This is a genomic window from Pseudoalteromonas rhizosphaerae, from assembly GCF_028885455.1.
GTDB classification, from domain to species: domain Bacteria; phylum Pseudomonadota; class Gammaproteobacteria; order Enterobacterales; family Alteromonadaceae; genus Pseudoalteromonas; species Pseudoalteromonas rhizosphaerae.
Genome location: NZ_CP118496.1, coordinates 2753583 through 2771899 on the forward strand (window position 1 = coordinate 2753583; position 18317 = coordinate 2771899).

An 18317-nucleotide genomic window follows, 5' to 3' on the forward strand; every position below is an offset into this window, starting at 1 on the left:
ACTATGATGTGTGTCAAATTAAGGTGCGATAGCATATTTTTTCAAAACACCTGCAACATCTTCTTTTGTTTTAAGGCGCCTGATCTCATCGAATAAAGTATCGGCCTGGCTATATTGGCGCTTTAAATAGCCTAGCCACTGTTTAGTACGAGAAGCAAAATACTTTTCATCTTTCGCTGGGTCATGATGTATGGCTGAATGGATCAGATGATAGAGAATATGCTCCCACTGCAGGCCATCATAGTGCTCATCATTAAAGTGTGCTTTTATTTTACGTGCTAAATCAGGATGCGATAATGCACCGCGACCAAGCATTAAGTCTGTGCAACCACTACGTTGCTGGCAAAGTAGTGCATCTTTTACTTGCCAAATTTCACCATTTGCGACCACGGCGATGTTTTTATCTTTGATCAGTGGTGGAATCTTCTCCCAGTAAGCCGGCGGGTTATAACCGTCTCGCTTTGTACGGGCATGTATGGCAATACTATTGGCACCGGCACTGACAACGGCATCAACAATTTCTTGACTGTTACTGTCATCATCAAAACCTAAACGAATTTTAGCGCTTACTTGATGCTCGCTTGGCACGGCATCACGGACTGCTTTAATGATTTCATACATGTGTTCAGGATCTTTTAGTAGTACGGCGCCGCCTTTACTGCGATTGACTGTTTTAGCAGGGCAACCAAAATTAAGATCAACGCCGTGAGAGCCAAGCTCTATTACCTTGATTGCGTTTTCAGCCAATGCGTGTGCAACTTGGCCAAGTAATTGGATACGCACAGGAGTGCCTGAACGAGTGAAACCGTTATTATTTAGCTCTGGGCAATAGCGATGAAATACTTTATCAGGCAGGCAGGCATCAATAACACGAACAAATTCAGTGACGCATAAATCAAAACCGCCAATTTCGGTGAGTAGTTGACGCATTTTAAAATCGACAACCCCTTCCATAGGCGCTAAAACTAATTTCATGATAGGGGCACTTTGACTTTACATAAGGAGGCGTATTTTACCTGTAACATTGATAAATGCCAATTTTACTCCCATAGTTAACTCCAGTTTTGTACTCCTTTGTAGCGTTATCATCAATAATAAATAAAAATATGTGATTAAATGAAATATTATTTTTGTAGCAAGGTCTACTTAGTACAACCTTTGTATGTTTAGAGAGAGTCATAAAATGAATACACTTAAAAAAAATTCAATCGCGTTAACATTAGGCGCGGTAGTAGTAGGTAGCACAAGTTTTATTTCTGCAGATGTTCAAGCGAATCCGTTTGAATTTCAACAAATGGTAACGGGCTACCAAGTCGACGCGACAGAAGGAAAATGTGGCGAAGGTAAATGCGGTGGAGATGCTAAAACTAAAGACGACAAAGCTAAAAAAGAAGGTAAGTGCGGCGAAGGCAAATGTGGTGGCGATGCCAAACACGACAAAGCTAAAAAAGAAGGCAAGTGCGGCGAAGGCAAATGCGGTGGCGATGCTAAACATGACAAAGCTAAAAAAGAAGGCAAGTGCGGCGAAGGCAAATGCGGTGGCGATGCTAAACATGACAAAGCTAAAAAAGAAGGAAAGTGCGGCGAAGGCAAATGCGGCGGCGATGCTAAACACGATAAAGCAAAAAAAGAAGGTAAGTGCGGCGAAGGAAAATGTGGCGGCGACGCTAAACACGATAAAGCTAACAAAGAAGGTAAGTGCGGCGGCGATGCTAAAGCTAAGAAAGAAGGCAAATGCGGTAGCCATTAATTAGATAAGTTAAGTAACCTGCACTTTAGCTAAGTAGTATGTTTATAAAAGGGCCGCATTGTGGCCCTTTTAAATGAAGGAGTTGATATGACTGTATCTAGTAACAGTGAATTTGGCATGGTAGGGCTTGGGCTGCGTAGAGAAATGCTCGATGAATTGCTGATGCAGATACCAAAGCAAATTGATTTTATGGAAGTGGCGCCTGAGAACTGGTTAAAACTCGGTGGTCGCTTTGCTAAGCAGTTTAAGTCACTGACCGATACAAATAATTTTGTTTGTCATGGCTTGTCATTATCCATCGGCTCTCCTGAACCGTTAGATATTGAATTTGTTAAAGCATTAAAAGTCTTTTTCAAAGCACATAATGTTAAGCTTTTTAGTGAGCACCTTAGTTATTGTTCCGGCAGCGGCCACATGTATGATCTGATGCCGATCCCATTTACTGAAGCTGCGATTGCCCATGTTGTTGGGCGGATAAAACAGGTGCAAGATATTCTCGAGCAGCAAATAGCTATCGAAAATGTGTCTTATTATGCCGCACCTGGTCAGCAAATGAGCGAGTTAGAATTTACCACTGAAATATTACAGCAAGCTGATTGTAAGTTATTACTCGATGTAAATAATATTTATGTGAATTCGATAAATCATGGTTATGATGCAGAACATTTTCTAGCTAGCTTGCCATCGCAACGTATAGCGTATGGTCATGTCGCAGGGCATTTCAATGAGGCGGATGATTTACTTATTGATACTCACGGCGCTGACGTGATTGACCCTGTTTGGCAATTACTTGATCGTGCTTATCAACATCATGGAGTGTTTGCGACTTTATTGGAACGTGATTTTAATATTCCAGCTATCGCTGAGCTTACCAAAGAGCTGGATATAATTCATCAACTACAAGCCAAGCACGCAATAATACAGCGTAAAGAAAGTGCCTGATATGAATTTTATTGAAACCCAACAAGCGTTTATGGCGCATATTCGAGCGCCAGATACACAACCAAAGCTCGATGACATTGAAGAGCGTCGTATGGCGATCTACCGTGATTTATTTTTCAATAATATCAATGGCTTTATTTCCTCAGCATTTCCGGTTCTGAAAACACTCTACAGCGATAACAATTGGTTAAGATTAGTTCGCCAATTTTTTGCTGAACACGATTGTCAATCACCTTATTTTTTGGATATTGCTAGTGAGTTTATTGCGTATTTAAGTAGTGATTACCAATTGCAAGAAATTGATCCCCCCTTTATGCTTGAACTTGCTCATTATGAATGGATTGAGCTTGATGTCTCGGTTGCGCATGCGGATCCAACTGATTGCATCATTAATGCACCGCTGAGTAATGTGCCTCTTTATATGAGTAGTTGCGCGCGAAATTTAAGTTATCAGTTTGCTGTACAGCATATCAGTGTTGATTTTCAACCACAGCAGCCTAGTGAACAGCCTCATTATTTTGTGGTGTATCGCGATACCGATGACGAAGTACAATTTCTTGCTACCAATGCAATGACCGCATTATTACTGGCAATTATAGACACAACACCGAGTATCAAATTAGCTTCGTTGGTGGAGCAAGTTGCTTTACAAGCGCCGCAATTTACTACAGAACAGCTTGTTCAAGGTGCTACAGTAACATTACATGCAATGGCGGAACGTGGCGTTATCGTGACAAAAAATCACCCTTAAAGTCTTTATTGATTATTTTACATCGTCTATTATGTGCGCCTTAATTCGTCGCGCTTAATAAAAGGTAGTACCTATGTCAGAAGATAAAGATTTTAAAGATCCGTTTAATGCAATGTATTTTCTTGCGTTCTTAGCTGTGTTTGCAGGAATCGGCTGTTTAAATGCAATCCTAGGCTGGATCACCACAGTCTCTTAATTTAGCACTGCTAAATTATAATAAGGCTGTATATAATACAGTCTTATTACTTAATTATTTAACTTCTTACCGACAACTCATTTTTGTGATGTTATAATTGTCTGCTTTGTAATATTACAGATAAAACAGTTTAAATTATGACTCAAGTAACTCCATCTATCATTAAAGATAGCATAACTACTATTGCAGATTACCCTAAAGCAGGCATTATGTTCCGTGATGTAACTACGCTAATGGCTAATCCCGCTGCATTTCAAGCAACAATTAATGCATTTATTTCAGCTTATAAAGATCAAGGTTTTACCAAGATTATAGGTACTGAATCACGTGGTTTTATCTTCGGTGCGCCGCTTTCATATGCATTAGGTATTCCTTTTATTCCAGTGCGTAAACCGGGCAAACTGCCACGTGCAGTGATCTCTCAAGATTACCAGCTAGAATATGGTGAAGATGTATTAGAGCTGCATATAGATGCCATTGTCCCAGGTGACAAAGTGCTTTTAGTCGATGACTTATTAGCAACCGGCGGTACCATTGAAGCGACCGCTAAATTAGTCAATAAGCTGGGTGGTCATGCGACAGATGCAGCATTTGTAGTCTCTTTACCAGAACTTGGTGGCGAGCAACGCATTGCAAAAATGGGGATTAAAATCCTAAAATTGGTTGAATTCGAAGGCGAATAATTAATGAGTTATCAAGTCCTAGCGAGAAAATGGCGTCCACAGACCTTTCATGAATTGGTCGGTCAGTCCCATGTGAAACAAGCGCTTATTAATGCTTTAACACAAAACAGACTGCATCACGCTTATTTGTTCACTGGGACTCGCGGGGTGGGTAAAACCACCATCGCACGTATTTTTGCAAAAAGCTTAAATTGTGATGAAGGCATTTCGGCGCAACCGTGTGGCAAGTGTAGCAGCTGTATAGATATCGAAACTGGTCGTTATATTGACTTACTTGAAATAGATGCAGCATCGCGCACTAAAGTTGAAGATACCCGTGAGATATTGGATAACGTGCAGTACGCGCCAACTCGCGGTCGCTACAAAGTGTACCTGATCGATGAAGTACACATGCTTTCAAAGCATAGTTTCAATGCATTATTAAAAACCTTGGAAGAGCCGCCTGAGCACGTTAAGTTTTTATTAGCGACGACGGATCCACAGAAACTGCCTGTCACCATTTTATCGCGTTGTTTGCAGTTTAATCTTAATGCGTTATCGCAACCTGAAATACTCCAACAACTTGAATATGTGTTAGGCGAAGAAAAATTAAGTTTTGAAACTCAAGCCCTGCAAATTATCGCCAAAGCGGCTGATGGCAGTATGCGTGATGCGTTGAGTTTAACTGATCAAGCGATTGCTCAAACGAATGGTGATATTAAGCATCAAGCGGTGCAAGCAATGCTAGGGTTGATGGACAACCATTATAGCCAGCACTTGCTGGTTGCATTATTAGCCCAAGACGGTCATGCATTGATGGCGAAAATCGAGCAAGTTGCCACCCAAAACCCAAATTATATTGCTTTGTTAGATGATCTAATTGGCCTTACACATTTAGCACAATTAACCCAATTAGTGCCCGATGCCGCCAAGTTAGATGAATATAATCGCGAGTTTATTAATGAAGTAGCAAAGAGCTGCGATTCACAACAAATCCAAATTTATTATCAATTACTGCTTAATGGCAAAAAAGACTTACAATGGGCGCCAGAGCCTCGTTTAGGTTTTGAAATGGTTATGCTGCGCTTACTGGCATTTCAACCAGTTGATAGCCAAATGCTTGCAAGTACTGCGGCGCAGGCTCCAGCGGCCGATAACAACCGGTCTCGCTCAGCAGCATTGAGAGATATTCTCAATAAAAATAAGCCTGCAACACCACAGCCTGTTGATAACCAAGTATCATTGCCTCAAGCTGCACCGCTACAAACGACCGTGAGTGCGCCTGAACAAGCCGTTGCAACAACTGAACACTCTGTAACCAGTGAGCAAATTGCACCTGTCGATACGCAGCCAACTGTGACCACAGCACCACATACAAATTCGGGAATTATGCACGAAGCCGCGCATGGTAATGAGCATGATTCAGATGCTGAGCTTGAGCAACAATTAGTATCCCAATATGATGAGGTAATGAATAACGCAGTGGAGCAGGGCTTTCATAGTGGCTTTGAGCATGCGCCAGAACAATCTTTACCTGAGCATCAATATAGCGCAGAGCAAACCGCTCCAGCACAAAATAACAGCTCATTCTCTGACTATTCAGATACCACAGATATTAGCCAAAAAGAAGCACAAGCGCAGTCCGCAATTGCACGTATTTTACGAGATAGAAATATTTCTGGTGCAGGTACGCTCTCTGGTGGTAAAACATCTGTTGCGCCATCAACGAATAAACCAGCTGCGGTTGAGCGCGGTACTGCGGTAAAAAAGTCACAGCCCCAGATAACGGGGGCAAGTAGTCAGCCTGAGACTGATGGTTACACGCCGAATATCGCCCCAAATAAGCGTGTGAAACCTGACTTTAAAGAAAAACATCAGACTATTACTGAGAATTTAGCACCGGAATTGCTAGAGCAAATTAATCCACAAAAAGTAGTTGCTGCACCTGAGCCTGAAATAAATATTCAAATACCGGATGATTTTCAAAGCCCGATCAGCGATATTCGTTTTGCACATCAACAAGATGAGTGGGCATACTTAATTAAGCGGATGGGACTTGGCGGGCGGATGCGTCAATTTGCTTTGCATTCAATTTATTCAAAGCAACAACAACAGCTGCACTTAGAAGTGGATGAATCGCAAAAACATCTCGATACCCCGATGTTAAGGCAAAAGCTTAGTGCGGCGCTGGCCAGTATTTACGGGTATAATGTTGAGCTGACAATCAATTTTGCCCCTGGGGTGATAGATTCGCCTTACTTAATTCAGCAAAAGATTGATGCAGGGCGCCATCAGCAAGCAATTGATGTGATCAACGGTGATGAAAATATCGTACAGTTACAGCAGCTATTTTCTGCAATTATCGATGAAAACAGTATTCAGGCATTGTAATTCACTGCAATAGCCCTTATCTTCATGGCAATTAGAAATAGAAAGAGAGAAAGTTATGTTTAAAGGTGGAATGGGTAACATGATGAAGCAAGCGCAGCAAATGCAAGAGCGCATGCAAAAAGCCCAAGACGAAATTGCTAGCTTAGAAGTGGTTGGTGAAGCAGGTGCTGGTTTAGTTAAAGTAACCATGCTTGGAAACCATAATGTTCGACGTGTTGAACTTGATGAAAGTTTAATGGAAGACGAAAAAGATCTTATTGAAGACTTACTTGCCGCTGCGTGTAATGACGCAGTTCGCCGTGTAGCAGAAGAAACACAAGAGCGCATGGGTAAAGTAACTGGCGGTATGCAATTACCACCAGGTATGAAAATGCCATTTTAAGATAAAATATGCAGCTTTCAGAGAGTTTAAACCAGCTAATTGAAGCATTGCGCTGTCAGCCGGGCATAGGCCCAAAGTCAGCGCAGCGCATCGCGTTCCATTTGCTTGAGCGTGACCGTAAGGGGGGCACTCAGCTTGGTAATGCACTTACCAAAGCGATGACTGCTATTGGACACTGTCAATCGTGTCGTACTTTTGCAGAGCAGCCGCAGTGTGAAATCTGTTTAAGCCCCAAACGTCAAGATAGCGGAATTTTATGTGTGGTTGAATCACCTACCGATGTGTTGGCGATTGAACAAACTGGCCAGTATAAAGGTTTGTACTTTGTATTGATGGGACATTTATCACCTATCGATGGTATTGGTCCAAATGAAATTGGCCTTGATATTCTTGAAAGTAAGTTGCAACAAGGTGGGATAAACGAGGTTATATTAGCGACCAACCCTACAGTTGAAGGGGAAACTACAGCGCATTATATTGCCCAGCTTTGTCACCGTTATAAAGTTGATGCATCGCGGATAGCCCATGGTATTCCGGTCGGTGGAGAACTTGATTTGCTCGATGGCATGACATTAATGCATGCATTTAGTGGCCGACGAGTGGTTAGTCAAAATTAGCTTTGCAGTTAAGTAAATAAATTCTTTGAAAGCGAAAAGCCTGCATTTGCAGGCTTTTTTATAGTCGCTCTAAAATAAAGCGACTCAGCTAAGCGCTAACCATACTCCAACGCCAACCATCAAACTGCCAGCGATGCGGTTCATCCACTTGATATTGTCACCTTGGTTTAAAAACAGCCGTAAACTTTTACCGCCAGTGGCATAGAGCATCATGCAAGTGAACTCGCTGAGCATAATGATGGCGACTAACACACTCAATTGTGGCGCAATCGCGTAGTCAATATTTATAAACGGCGGTAGCAGGGAAATCATAAACGCCCAGCCTTTAGGGTTGGCAATCGCGGTGATAAACCCTTGTGAGAATAGCGCTTGGCGAGATACTTTTAATTTACTGTCTGCGCCTAATTTGATGGTTGCTTTTGCTCGCCACATTGCAACCCCAATATAGACTAAATAACCTGCACCGAGCCATTTTAATACGCTAAAAAGTGTCGGGTAGTTGAGCATGATACTTGCCACCCCTGCGACTGCTGCAACAGCCACAATAGCAACGCCAAGTAATTCGCCAATCATCATCCACATAGTTCTGCGCACGCCAATACTCATTCCTAAGGTCATGGCTAAAGTCATACACATCCCAGGTGTAATAGAGACAAAAAAGAAGGTGGGTATAAATACCCCCAGGACTGCGAAGTCGAGCATGTAAGCATCCGTTAGTTGCTGTAATAGAATGCGCAATGGTAATTGTTTTTGAAAGGGTTAGAAACCAATTTGGGATGGTTAAGCACAATTAAGAGATTGTTAGCACTGGCGATAAAGCATAAACTGATTACTAATACGCAAGCTAATTTAGATCTTTGAGGAGCATGTAGCAGGAAGCTTCTATGCACTGATCACAAGCACTTATTTGTAAGTGGGTTTTAACAAATATATTTTTGCTTTGTTGGGTGCTTTGAATTAGGATCAAAACAGTTTAAAACCAAGAACTAATGCCCTGTGTCTAGATTATTTATTGCTATTATCATCATTTTCCTAAGTTTTACTGCGACTGCGGTTGAAGTTACTGATCTATATCAGGACGTATTAAAAGTATCTGACAAATCTCGCGATGCTCGACTCAGCGCCAGCCGCGAAGCGTTGCTAAATGTACTGGTTAAGGTCAGTGGCGATCCAAATGCGGACAAAAACCCAACGGCTCAGCGACGTAGTAAAGATATATCAGATTACATGCTCAAATTTGAATACGACGAAAAAGCCAATGGTCAGCTTAACCTCGTGGTTAAATTTGAAGCAAACAAAATCAACGCACTCGTCAAAGAACTTAATTTACCATTGTGGGGGACGCGTCGTCCGCTGGTGGCTATTTGGCTTGCCATTGAAGATAACTGGCGTCGCGAACTTGTTACCCAAGAAAGCTATCCGCAATTAGAGCAACTAATTTATAGCACCGCAGCGCGACGTGGTTTGCCTGTCGTGGTACCGTTGCTTGATTTACAAGACCGTGCATTAGTGGGAATACCTGAGGTGTGGGGTAATTTCTCCTCGCCAGTCGAACAGGCATCAAGCCGTTATAGTGCAGAACGCAGTATTACCGCGCGTTTATACAAACAACCTGACAGCGAGATTTGGTTGTTGGATTGGCGCTTTACTAATGATGAGCTGTTTGAAGCAAATAGAGTAAGCGGTGATAAACAACAAGCCATAGCCTTAATGATCGACAGCTTAGCAGCTGGCTTGGCCAATGAATATGCGGTTGATCCAAATTCTACAACGCAGCTTGCCCAAGCGGTATTTAAATTAAAAGGCACCACTAACTTTGTCGATATTGAGTTGGCTAAACGTCAGCTTCAGAGCTTAAGCGTAGTTACCCAAGTGACAATTCGTTCTCGTACTGCTGATGTAGTTAGTTTTGCGATCAATCACACTGGTAGTATGCATGATTTACAAAAAGCCTTAGAGCTCGACCGTGCTTTTCAACCATTTGTTGATCCTCGTGCATTTTATCCCGTAGTAGCGCAAGACGATTTAGAATATCAATGGGTTGGTTTGTAATGCAGACAATTGAGCCGGTGCAAATGGCATTACCGGTAACGTTGCCTGATGATGAAACCTTTGCATCTTATTTTGGTGGTGAAAATTCACTGGAAGTGAGTCATTTAAAAAATGCTTTTAAAAGTTTAGCAACCACTTTTCAATATACATATTTATGTGGTTTAGGAGATTCGGGTAAATCACATTTACTGTATGCAACCTGTATTCATGCCCAAGAGCATGGCTTATCGACTATGCTGCTATCAATGCGCGAAGTGATTGATTTTGGCCCTATGGTGCTCGATGGCTTAGACGCGCTTGATGTGTTGTGTATTGATGATGTGCACTTAGTAGCTGGTAACGATGCGTGGGAAAAAGCGTTGTTTAATTTTTTTAACCGTTTTAACGAACCGGGTAAATGCTTAGTAGTGACAGCGGATCTGTTACCAGACATGCTTAACATTAACTTGCCGGATCTTGAGTCACGATTAAAATGGGGTACGACATTTCAAATCCGTTCTATGAGTGATGATGATAAAGCCGAAGCCTTAGTAAAGCGCGCCAATATGCGCGGTTTAGAGCTTAGTGATGAATGTGCGCGCTTTTTATTAACGCGTTTGAGTCGTGATATGCGAGCGTTACTTGATGTGCTTGATAAACTTGACCATGCCTCGATGGCTGCACAACGTAAATTGACAATTCCTTTCATAAAATCCACTCTAAAACTCTAGTTTTCTCTACAAAATCGTCTAACTTCCCATTTTGCTTAACCAGAATGGGAAAGAATTCAATAAGATTGGTATAAGGTCTGGAATCTAGCCATTGCTTTCAGTTATCATTAGCTATTACTTAAATCACCTTCTGTGACAGATCAGGTATCGAATGAACTTAGAAAATATATTAGCGCAAGCACTTGAGGCGGTCGCCAGTGCCAGTGAAATCGCGCAGCTTGAAGATATCAGGGTTAACTACCTTGGTAAAAAAGGCGAAATCACGAATCTATTAAAAACCCTTGGTAAAATTGCCCCTGAAGAACGCAAAGAAGCAGGCCAAGTAATTAACCAAGCTAAGCAAGATGTACAAGTTGCGATTAACGACAAGCGCGAATTACTAGCAAGCAAGGCCCTTGAAGAGAAATTAGCCGCTGAAACAATCGATGTAACATTGCCCGGTCGCGTTATGCCAACAGGTGGTTTACACCCAGTGACGCGTACCATTGAGCGGATTGAGAGCTTTTTTGGCGAATTAGGTTTTGCGGTTAAATCTGGCCCAGAAGTAGAAGATGATTTTCATAACTTCGACGCGCTAAATATTCCTGAGCATCACCCAGCGCGTGCTGATCACGATACTTTTTACTTTAATCCAAAACTGGTGTTGCGTACGCAAACCAGTGGTGTGCAAATTCGCACCATGGAAGCTGAGCAACCGCCGCTGCGTATTATTTCTCCAGGGCGTGTATACCGCAACGATTACGACCAAACACATACGCCGATGTTCCATCAGGTTGAAGGGTTGATGGTTGATACTGATGTAAGCTTTACTGAGCTTAAAGGTATTTTGCACGATTTCTTGCGTAACTTTTTTGAAGAAGATATGGAAATTCGTTTCCGTCCTTCATTTTTCCCATTTACAGAGCCTTCAGCGGAAGTTGATGTGATGGGTAAAGACGGAAAATGGTTAGAAGTATTAGGTTGCGGAATGGTGCACCCTAACGTGCTTAAATCAGTGGGAATTGATCCAGAAAAATACACTGGTTTTGCCTTTGGTATGGGTGTAGAGCGTTTAACCATGCTGCGTTATGGGGTAAATGACTTACGTGCGTTTTTCGAAAACGATTTGAAATTCCTTAATCAGTTCCGTTAAGAGTGAAGAAATAACATGAAATTTAGTGAAAAGTGGTTAAGAGAGTGGGTTAATCCTGCAATTGACACGCAGGCTCTTTCGGAACAGTTATCGATGGCCGGCCTTGAGGTAGATGGCGTAGAGCCCGCTGCGGCAGAATTCTCTGGCGTTGTTGTCGGTGAAGTAGTTGAATGTGGTCAGCATCCTGATGCAGATAAACTACGTGTAACTAAAATCAATGTCGGTGGCGATGAGCTATTAGATATTGTATGTGGTGCGCCAAATTGCCGTTTAGGTATCAAAGTTGCAGTAGCTATGGTTGGCGCTGTATTACCGGGCGATTTTAAAATTAAAAAAGCCAAACTACGTGGTCAACCGTCTCACGGCATGCTGTGTGCATTCGTGGAGTTGGGTATTAGCGAAGAAGGCGACGGTATCATGGAGTTGCCACTTGATGCACCAGTGGGCACAGACTTACGTGAATACTTAAGTCTTGATGACAACATTATTGATGTTGATTTAACCCCGAATCGTGGTGACTGTTTAGGTATTAAAGGCATCGCTCGTGAAGTGGGCGTACTTAACAGTATTGATGTTAAAGCCCTAGATATACCAGCGGTTGCAGCAACTATTGATGATAAAGTATCAATTGAACTAGTAAATGATGAAGCCTGCCCACGTTATTTAGGGCGTGTGATCAAAGGCATCAACCTTGACGCCACAACACCACTTTGGATGGTTGAGAAGCTTCGTCGTAGTGGCGTGCGCGCAATTGATCCTGTGGTTGATGTAACTAACTATGTGTTACTTGAACTTGGCCATCCAATGCATGCTTTTGATTTAAATGCGATTGAAGGCGGTATCAAAGTACGTAGCGCCCATGCTGATGAAGAGCTGGTATTACTAGATGGTAATACTGCTAAGTTGAATGAATCTACCTTAGTAATAGCCGACCATAACAAAGCGCTGGCGATTGCCGGTATCTTTGGCGGTGAGCAATCAGGCGTTACCGAGCAAACAACGGATATTCTATTAGAAAGTGCGTTTTTTAATCCAGTTGCTATCGCAGGGCAAGCCCGTAGCTATGGTTTACACACAGATGCATCGCATCGTTATGAACGCGGTGTGGATTTTGCGCTGCAACATGATGCAATAGAACGTGCAACTGCGTTGTTACTTGAGATTGTAGGCGGTCAAGCAGGCCCTGTAGTTGAAGCTGTTGCAAAAGATAAGCTTCCTAAGGTGACTGAAGTGCGTCTTCGTCGTGCGCGTTTAGACCGTGTTATTGGTCATCATATTGAAGATGCGAAAGTAACCGACATTTTAACCCGTTTAGGGCTTGATGTGAAAATTGTCGATGGTGTGTGGAGTGCAGATGTACCAAGCTACCGTTTTGATATTCGTATCGAAGAAGATCTAATTGAAGAAGTTGCTCGCGTATATGGTTACAACAGTATTCCAAACGTAGCACCGACTGCTAAATTAAAAATGACCACTCATAACGAAGCCAATATTGCAGTGAGCAAATTTCGCAATACGCTAGTGACTCGTGGTTATCAAGAAGCGATCACATACAGCTTTGTTGACCCTAAAGCACAAGCTATTTTACACCCAGACAGTGACGCGCTGGTTTTGCCACATCCAATTTCGATTGAAATGTCGGCAATGCGTGTGAGCCTTATGCCAGGTTTACTGGCATCAGTAATGTATAATCAAAACCGCCAGCAGCCACGTATTCGTTTATTTGAGCATGGCCTTAAATTTCTACGTGATGAAAACGCAGAGAATGGCGTAAACCAAGTTGCAGTTATTGGTGGGGCTATTACTGGTCTGGCACATGGTGAACATTGGGTTGAAGAAAAGCGCACCGTTGATTTTTATGATTTAAAAGGTGACGTTGAAGCATTACTTTCATTAACCAATGATATAACGCGTTTTGAAATCAAAGCAGAGCAATCAGATGGCTTACATCCGGGCCAATCTGCGGTGATTTATGTTGAAGGTAAAAAGGTCGGTTTCTTTGGTGCTATTCATCCTCAAGTACAAAAATCGTTAGATATCAATAATGCGACTTATGTGTTTGAAATTGAAATGTCAGCCATTGAAAAAAGAAATTTACCAGAGGCTGTAGGGGTTTCGAAGTTCCCTTCAAACCGCCGCGACATCGCTATTTTAGTGGAAGATCAGGTGAAATCTGGCGACATTTTATCAGTGATAGAAAAAGTTGGCGGAAATCAATTGGTTGACCTAAACTTATTCGATGTGTATAAGGGCAAAGGTATTGAGCCAAATTATAAGAGTTTGGCGATTGCTCTAACACTGCAAGCGGTTGATAGAACACTCGAAGAGAAAGATATCAATCTAGTAGTTGATAACGTGGTGGCCGCACTGGCCGAACAGTTTAATGCATCGTTGAGGGACTAGATATGGCGCTTACTAAAGCCGACATAGCTGAACACCTATTTGAAAAATTGGGGATCAATAAAAAGGATGCCAAAGATTTAGTTGAAGCGTTTTTTGAAGAAATCCGCTCAGCGCTTGAAAAAGGCGAGCAGGTTAAGCTCTCTGGATTTGGTAACTTTGATCTTCGTGACAAGAAAGAAAGGCCTGGCCGTAATCCGAAAACTGGGGAAGATATCCCTATTTCGGCACGACGCGTCGTCACCTTTCGACCTGGTCAAAAGCTCAAAACTCGTGTTGAAGTTGGTACGAGCAAATAAATTAAAAAAGGCAGCGTCAGCTGCCTTTTTCTTTTCTATAAACTAAGTTTGAACACGATTAAAAATCCCGTGGTGAAACAAACTGCCCAGCTTGAATACTGTCGTAGGTTTGCTGTGCGAGGGTATCTAATCCGCTGAGACTTTTTCCTGTTGCTGTGAGTTGCTGCTCAATCGGGAATATTTCAACATTGGTTATCCCAGAAAGCTGTGCAATTTTTGCAAAAGTATAGGCATGCTTATATTTTTCCTGTTTATAAAATAAACTGATCAATGAGGTGTAAATCTCGGGGTTTGGAGTTTGTTCAGCTTTGTTTAGCTCTAACGTTTTATACAGTAAGTCTATGGTCTTATCTTCATCAAACTTAATATAATAACTGGCTAAGAAAAACTGGATTTCAGCGTCCTCAGTGACACTAGGATCGTTTTCAAGCGCAAGTAATTTAGTCAGGGCTGATTGGTCATTATTGCGAGACCAATGATAATACAACAACCCAGGGTGGTTAGTATTTTTGGTATCTTGAAATAACCGCGTCATTTCCTTGATACTGGTTAAATGTGCTTCAACGCGGGAGGTGGTTTTTTCTTTTAACTTGATATGTTCAATTTTTGCCGCCAGCGATACGCATCTATCGTATTTTTCAAAACCCTTTAATAATAAATATTTGTTATCGTCAGTCGGTTGTTTGTATTCATGGTAACGCGCCATGATCACATCAGCACGTTGGGCTTTACAGTGACTATCTTTATTTAAATCATTACATAAACCTGGGGTTTCTTTACACACCTGTGCAAGTGTCAACGGTTCTTCACACCCAGTTAATGCCAACAAACTCAGTAAAACACTTGCTCTTAGTAACATCCCTTAACCTCACCTTAATAATTACCTTGTTATTCTAGCGTAATGAATTGCTCTCTAACAGTGGAGAATAAAGTTAGTTTAAATTAGAATAGCGAAGCCCACTGAGGCGTGTTGCTCTCAAAACTCAATACGTCTTATGGCTATCCGTTCAAAAATTGTTTAATTAGGTAAATAAAATGACCTCATCTCACGAGTTAGAATACACAAATAGTTGGCAAGAACGCCAAGATTACGCAGAAAGCATGCAACCTATCATTGGAAAGCTTTATCGTAATCGTGGTATTGAAATCGCGGTATATGGCCGTCCTCTCGTCAATGCCAGTACAATTGATATCATCAAATCTCACAAAACAGTGGCGCAGTTTGAAGGCACTAAACTTCGTTTACGTGAAAGCTTTCCGTTTTTAGAAGCTATTAGCAAAATGGATTTAAACTCTGCACGTATCGATATTGGTAAACTGGCTTATGGTTATTTATTTAACGATGTTGCAAATGGTCGTTCTATCGAAGAGTATTTAAACGACGAGTTAGCTGAAATTGTAAACTCACAAGCCAAAGAGCCACGCGATGTGGTGTTATATGGTTTTGGTCGTATCGGTCGTTTACTAGCGCGTTTGTTAATTGAAAAATCAGGTCCTTATGCGGATTTACGCTTACGTGCAATCGTTGTTCGTGGTGGTAAAGACGGCGACCTTGAAAAGCGTGCTAGCCTATTACGTCGTGATTCAATTCATGGTCCTTTTAATGGTTCAATCACCATTGATAAAGAACGTAATGCAATAAAAGCCAATGGTAGCTACATTCAGGTGATCTATGCTAACTCTCCAGATGAAATTGACTACACAGCATATGGTATTGAAAACGCATTGATCGTTGATAATACGGGGATCTGGAAAGACGAAGCTGGCCTTGGCTTACATTTAAAATCAAAAGGCGCTGCAAAAGTACTATTAACAGCACCGGCGAAAGGCAATATCAAAAACATCGTATATGGTGTTAATAACCACGATATCAAACCGGAAGATAAAATTGTTTGTGCAGCAAGCTGTACTACCAACGCAATCACACCAACATTAAAAGCACTTAATGATAAGTTTGGTATTAACAATGGTCACGTTGAAACAGTTCACTCGTACACTAATGACCAAAATTTGATTGATAACTACCACAAAGCAGATCGTCGTGGCCGTGCCGCAGCACTTAATATGGTGATCACTGAGACTGGCGCAGCTAAAGCCGTTTCAAAAGCATTACCAGAACTTGAAGGCAAATTAACGGGTAACGCAATCCGTGTACCTACACCGAATGTGTCTCTGGCTATTTTGAACTTAAACCTTGCGACCAGCACCACGGTTGAGGAGTTAAACTCGTTCTTACGCCATGCTGCTCTGCATTCAGAGTTACGCGACCAAATTGATTACACGGCCTCTACTGAGATTGTGTCTACCGATTTAGTCGGCAGTCGTTATGCGGGTGTGGTTGATTCAACCGCCACTATCGTTGATGACAACCGTATTGTACTTTATGTTTGGTATGATAATGAGTTTGGTTACAGCTGCCAAGTTGTGCGTTGTATGCGCGATATGGCCGAGGTTTCATTCCCAAGCTTGCCACGTTAATTGGTAATAGCTTAAAAATCTTTACAAAAAGCCAGCATTCGCTGGCTTTTTTAGTCATGAATGTTTTTTCAAAACCCAAGCCATGTGGTAGGCTGTCTCCAGTTTGCTACATTTTAATAACAATGCGCCCATTATAGTGGGCGTTATTTAATTTCTAACTAACAAGCGATAAGTTAGCGATTAATTTTTCATATATAGGTTTAATAAAATGAAAATCACCAGTAATTTTGACAGTGGCAATATCAAGGTCATTGCCGCGACCGATCCACTTAATATTCAGCTTGAGATCAATAAAGATCATTTATCTGATTTTTTTCAGTGGTTCCATTTCCGTTTAGAAACAACACCTTTTCAAAGCCATAAATTACATATCAATAACCTTGAAAATTCAGCTTACCCTGACGGCTGGGAAGGTTATCAGGCTGTTGCATCGTATGATCGCCAAACCTGGTTTCGTGTTCCTTCAAACTATGCTGATGGCACGTTATCATTTGAGATTGAGCCAGAATGTGGCTGTGTTTATTTTGCTTACTTTGCACCATATAGCTACGAGCGTCACTTAGATCTAATCACATGGGCACAAAGCCAAGAAGCCTGTCAGCTTGAAACCTTAGGTGAAACACTTGATGGCCGTGATATGAGCGTACTGCGTATTGGTGGCGAAAGTGATGAAAATAAGAAAACAATTTGGATAACAGCCCGTCAACATCCAGGCGAAACGATGGCCGAATGGTTTGTTGAAGGTGTATTACATAAGTTATTAGATGATGAAGATCCACATGCAGCAGCATTGTTATCAAAAGCGGTATTTTATATTGTACCCAATATGAATCCTGATGGTAGTGCTCGTGGGCATTTACGTACTAACGCAAAAGGAGTTAACTTAAATCGTGAATGGCAAACTCCAAGCATGGAAAATAGCCCTGAAGTATATTTAGTGCTAAATAAAATGCGTGAGACCGGTGTTGATATGCACCTTGATATTCACGGAGATGAAGCGATTCCATATAACTTTGTAGCCGGTAGTGAAGGTATCCCAAGCTATGATGCGCGCTTAAAAGACTTAGAAGACAGTTTTAAAGCGGCATTGCACATAGTGACTCCTGAGTTTCAAGATATCCACGGTTACCCGAAAGATGAGCCAGGTCAAGCCAATCTAACGGTGGGGTCATCAGCTGTTGCAGAAGAATTTAAAGCGCTTGCTTACACGGTTGAAATGCCATTTAAAGATAACGATGGTTTACCAGATCCTGATTATGGCTGGTCAGATCGCCGTTCATATCAATTTGGCCAAGACACCTTGGCTGCGATTGTTAACGTAGTAGATAAATTAAGATAACGTGTTTGTTACTAAGGGCATCATTCATATCGATGCCCTTAGTTTTTTTAATCGCGATGAATGGCATTAGCGACGCTAATAAAGCGATGATATTTGCTTAATGTGTTACTTAAATCTTTTCCAAGCTCTGTTCGAGCCGTATCTTTAAGTTACCTACATAAAACCATGTAGGGTTAATTAAATTTTAAAAGTAGTTATTTTGAAAATTAAGTGTTA

The 18317-nt window shown here is 41.7% G+C and carries 18 protein-coding genes; 15 read left to right on the top strand and 3 right to left on the bottom strand.

All coding sequences use genetic code 11. The features are described 5' to 3' along the window. Nucleotides 1-18: 18 nt before the first annotated feature. Complete coding sequence (locus PVK79_RS11745; protein WP_182735411.1) at nt 19-975, bottom strand: tRNA-dihydrouridine synthase; 957 nt, start codon at nt 973-975, stop codon at nt 19-21. Nucleotides 976-1183: 208 nt separating this feature from the next. On the opposite strand from PVK79_RS11745, the gene PVK79_RS11750 reads away from it, so the two are divergent. The 8 genes from PVK79_RS11750 to recR all read left to right on the top strand — a co-directional run bounded on the left by PVK79_RS11750 (nt 1184) and on the right by recR (nt 7691). Then, complete coding sequence (locus PVK79_RS11750) at nt 1184-1750, top strand: HvfA family oxazolone/thioamide-modified RiPP metallophore (RefSeq protein ID WP_145241576.1); 567 nt, start codon at nt 1184-1186, stop codon at nt 1748-1750. An 87-nt stretch (nt 1751-1837) separates the two neighbouring features. After that, complete coding sequence (locus PVK79_RS11755; protein WP_442961539.1) at nt 1838-2692, top strand: HvfB family MNIO-type RiPP peptide maturase; 855 nt, start codon at nt 1838-1840, stop codon at nt 2690-2692. 1 nt (nt 2693) lies between these two features. Then, the gene (locus PVK79_RS11760) at nt 2694-3443 is read left to right on the top strand and encodes an HvfC family RiPP maturation protein (protein WP_257325664.1); all 750 of its coding nucleotides are present in this window, start codon (nt 2694-2696) and stop codon (nt 3441-3443) included. Between the two features lie 73 nt (nt 3444-3516). After that, nucleotides 3517-3639 carry a hypothetical protein gene (locus PVK79_RS11765; protein ID WP_257325665.1) on the top strand — a complete coding sequence of 41 codons (123 nt, stop codon included), beginning with the start codon at nt 3517-3519 and terminating at the stop codon, nt 3637-3639. Nucleotides 3640-3776: 137 nt separating this feature from the next. Further along, a complete protein-coding gene (apt, locus tag PVK79_RS11770) occupies nt 3777-4322 on the top strand; it encodes an adenine phosphoribosyltransferase (RefSeq protein WP_145241580.1) in 546 nt (181 codons plus the stop codon). 3 nt (nt 4323-4325) lie between these two features. Beyond that, nucleotides 4326-6692, top strand: coding sequence for a DNA polymerase III subunit gamma/tau (dnaX, locus tag PVK79_RS11775; RefSeq protein WP_257325666.1), 2367 nt, complete (start codon nt 4326-4328; stop codon nt 6690-6692). A 55-nt stretch (nt 6693-6747) separates the two neighbouring features. Continuing rightward, nucleotides 6748-7074 carry a YbaB/EbfC family nucleoid-associated protein gene (locus tag PVK79_RS11780; RefSeq protein WP_145241584.1) on the top strand — a complete coding sequence of 109 codons (327 nt, stop codon included), beginning with the start codon at nt 6748-6750 and terminating at the stop codon, nt 7072-7074. 8 nt (nt 7075-7082) lie between these two features. Beyond that, a complete protein-coding gene (gene recR, locus PVK79_RS11785) occupies nt 7083-7691 on the top strand; it encodes a recombination mediator RecR (RefSeq protein WP_145241586.1) in 609 nt (202 codons plus the stop codon). 84 nt (nt 7692-7775) lie between these two features. Here the strand turns inward: recR and PVK79_RS11790 are convergent, their stop codons facing one another. Then, the gene (locus PVK79_RS11790) at nt 7776-8393 is read right to left on the bottom strand and encodes a LysE family translocator (protein ID WP_257325667.1); all 618 of its coding nucleotides are present in this window, start codon (nt 8391-8393) and stop codon (nt 7776-7778) included. A gap of 294 nt (nt 8394-8687) precedes the next feature. Between PVK79_RS11790 and PVK79_RS11795 the strand changes: the two genes are divergently transcribed. The 5 genes from PVK79_RS11795 to ihfA all read left to right on the top strand — a co-directional run bounded on the left by PVK79_RS11795 (nt 8688) and on the right by ihfA (nt 14284). After that, nucleotides 8688-9743: a DUF2066 domain-containing protein gene (locus PVK79_RS11795; RefSeq protein WP_257325668.1), complete on the top strand. Its 1056-nt coding sequence runs from the start codon at nt 8688-8690 to the stop codon at nt 9741-9743. Continuing rightward, a complete protein-coding gene (hda, locus tag PVK79_RS11800; protein WP_182731917.1) occupies nt 9743-10453 on the top strand; it encodes a DnaA inactivator Hda in 711 nt (236 codons plus the stop codon). Before PVK79_RS11795 ends, hda begins: the two co-directional genes overlap by 1 nt. A 151-nt stretch (nt 10454-10604) precedes the next feature. Beyond that, a complete protein-coding gene (gene pheS, locus PVK79_RS11805; RefSeq protein WP_145241591.1) occupies nt 10605-11585 on the top strand; it encodes a phenylalanine--tRNA ligase subunit alpha in 981 nt (326 codons plus the stop codon). Between the two features lie 15 nt (nt 11586-11600). Then, nucleotides 11601-13988 carry a phenylalanine--tRNA ligase subunit beta gene (gene pheT / locus PVK79_RS11810; protein ID WP_257325669.1) on the top strand — a complete coding sequence of 796 codons (2388 nt, stop codon included), beginning with the start codon at nt 11601-11603 and terminating at the stop codon, nt 13986-13988. Between the two features lie 2 nt (nt 13989-13990). After that, the gene (gene ihfA, locus PVK79_RS11815) at nt 13991-14284 is read left to right on the top strand and encodes an integration host factor subunit alpha (RefSeq protein ID WP_016707763.1); all 294 of its coding nucleotides are present in this window, start codon (nt 13991-13993) and stop codon (nt 14282-14284) included. 58 nt (nt 14285-14342) lie between these two features. Here ihfA and PVK79_RS11820 read toward each other — a convergent pair whose 3' ends face one another. Further along, a complete protein-coding gene (locus PVK79_RS11820; protein WP_257325670.1) occupies nt 14343-15143 on the bottom strand; it encodes a DUF2989 domain-containing protein in 801 nt (266 codons plus the stop codon). A gap of 176 nt (nt 15144-15319) precedes the next feature. On the opposite strand from PVK79_RS11820, the gene PVK79_RS11825 reads away from it, so the two are divergent. Together PVK79_RS11825 and PVK79_RS11830 are read left to right on the top strand one after the other, a co-directional pair. Next, a complete protein-coding gene (locus PVK79_RS11825) occupies nt 15320-16762 on the top strand; it encodes a glyceraldehyde-3-phosphate dehydrogenase (RefSeq protein WP_145241596.1) in 1443 nt (480 codons plus the stop codon). 208 nt (nt 16763-16970) lie between these two features. Continuing rightward, entirely contained in the window at nt 16971-18101 is a 1131-nt protein-coding gene (locus tag PVK79_RS11830; protein ID WP_182731902.1) for a M14 family metallopeptidase, read from the top strand. The last annotated feature ends 216 nt before the right edge of the window (nt 18102-18317 follow it).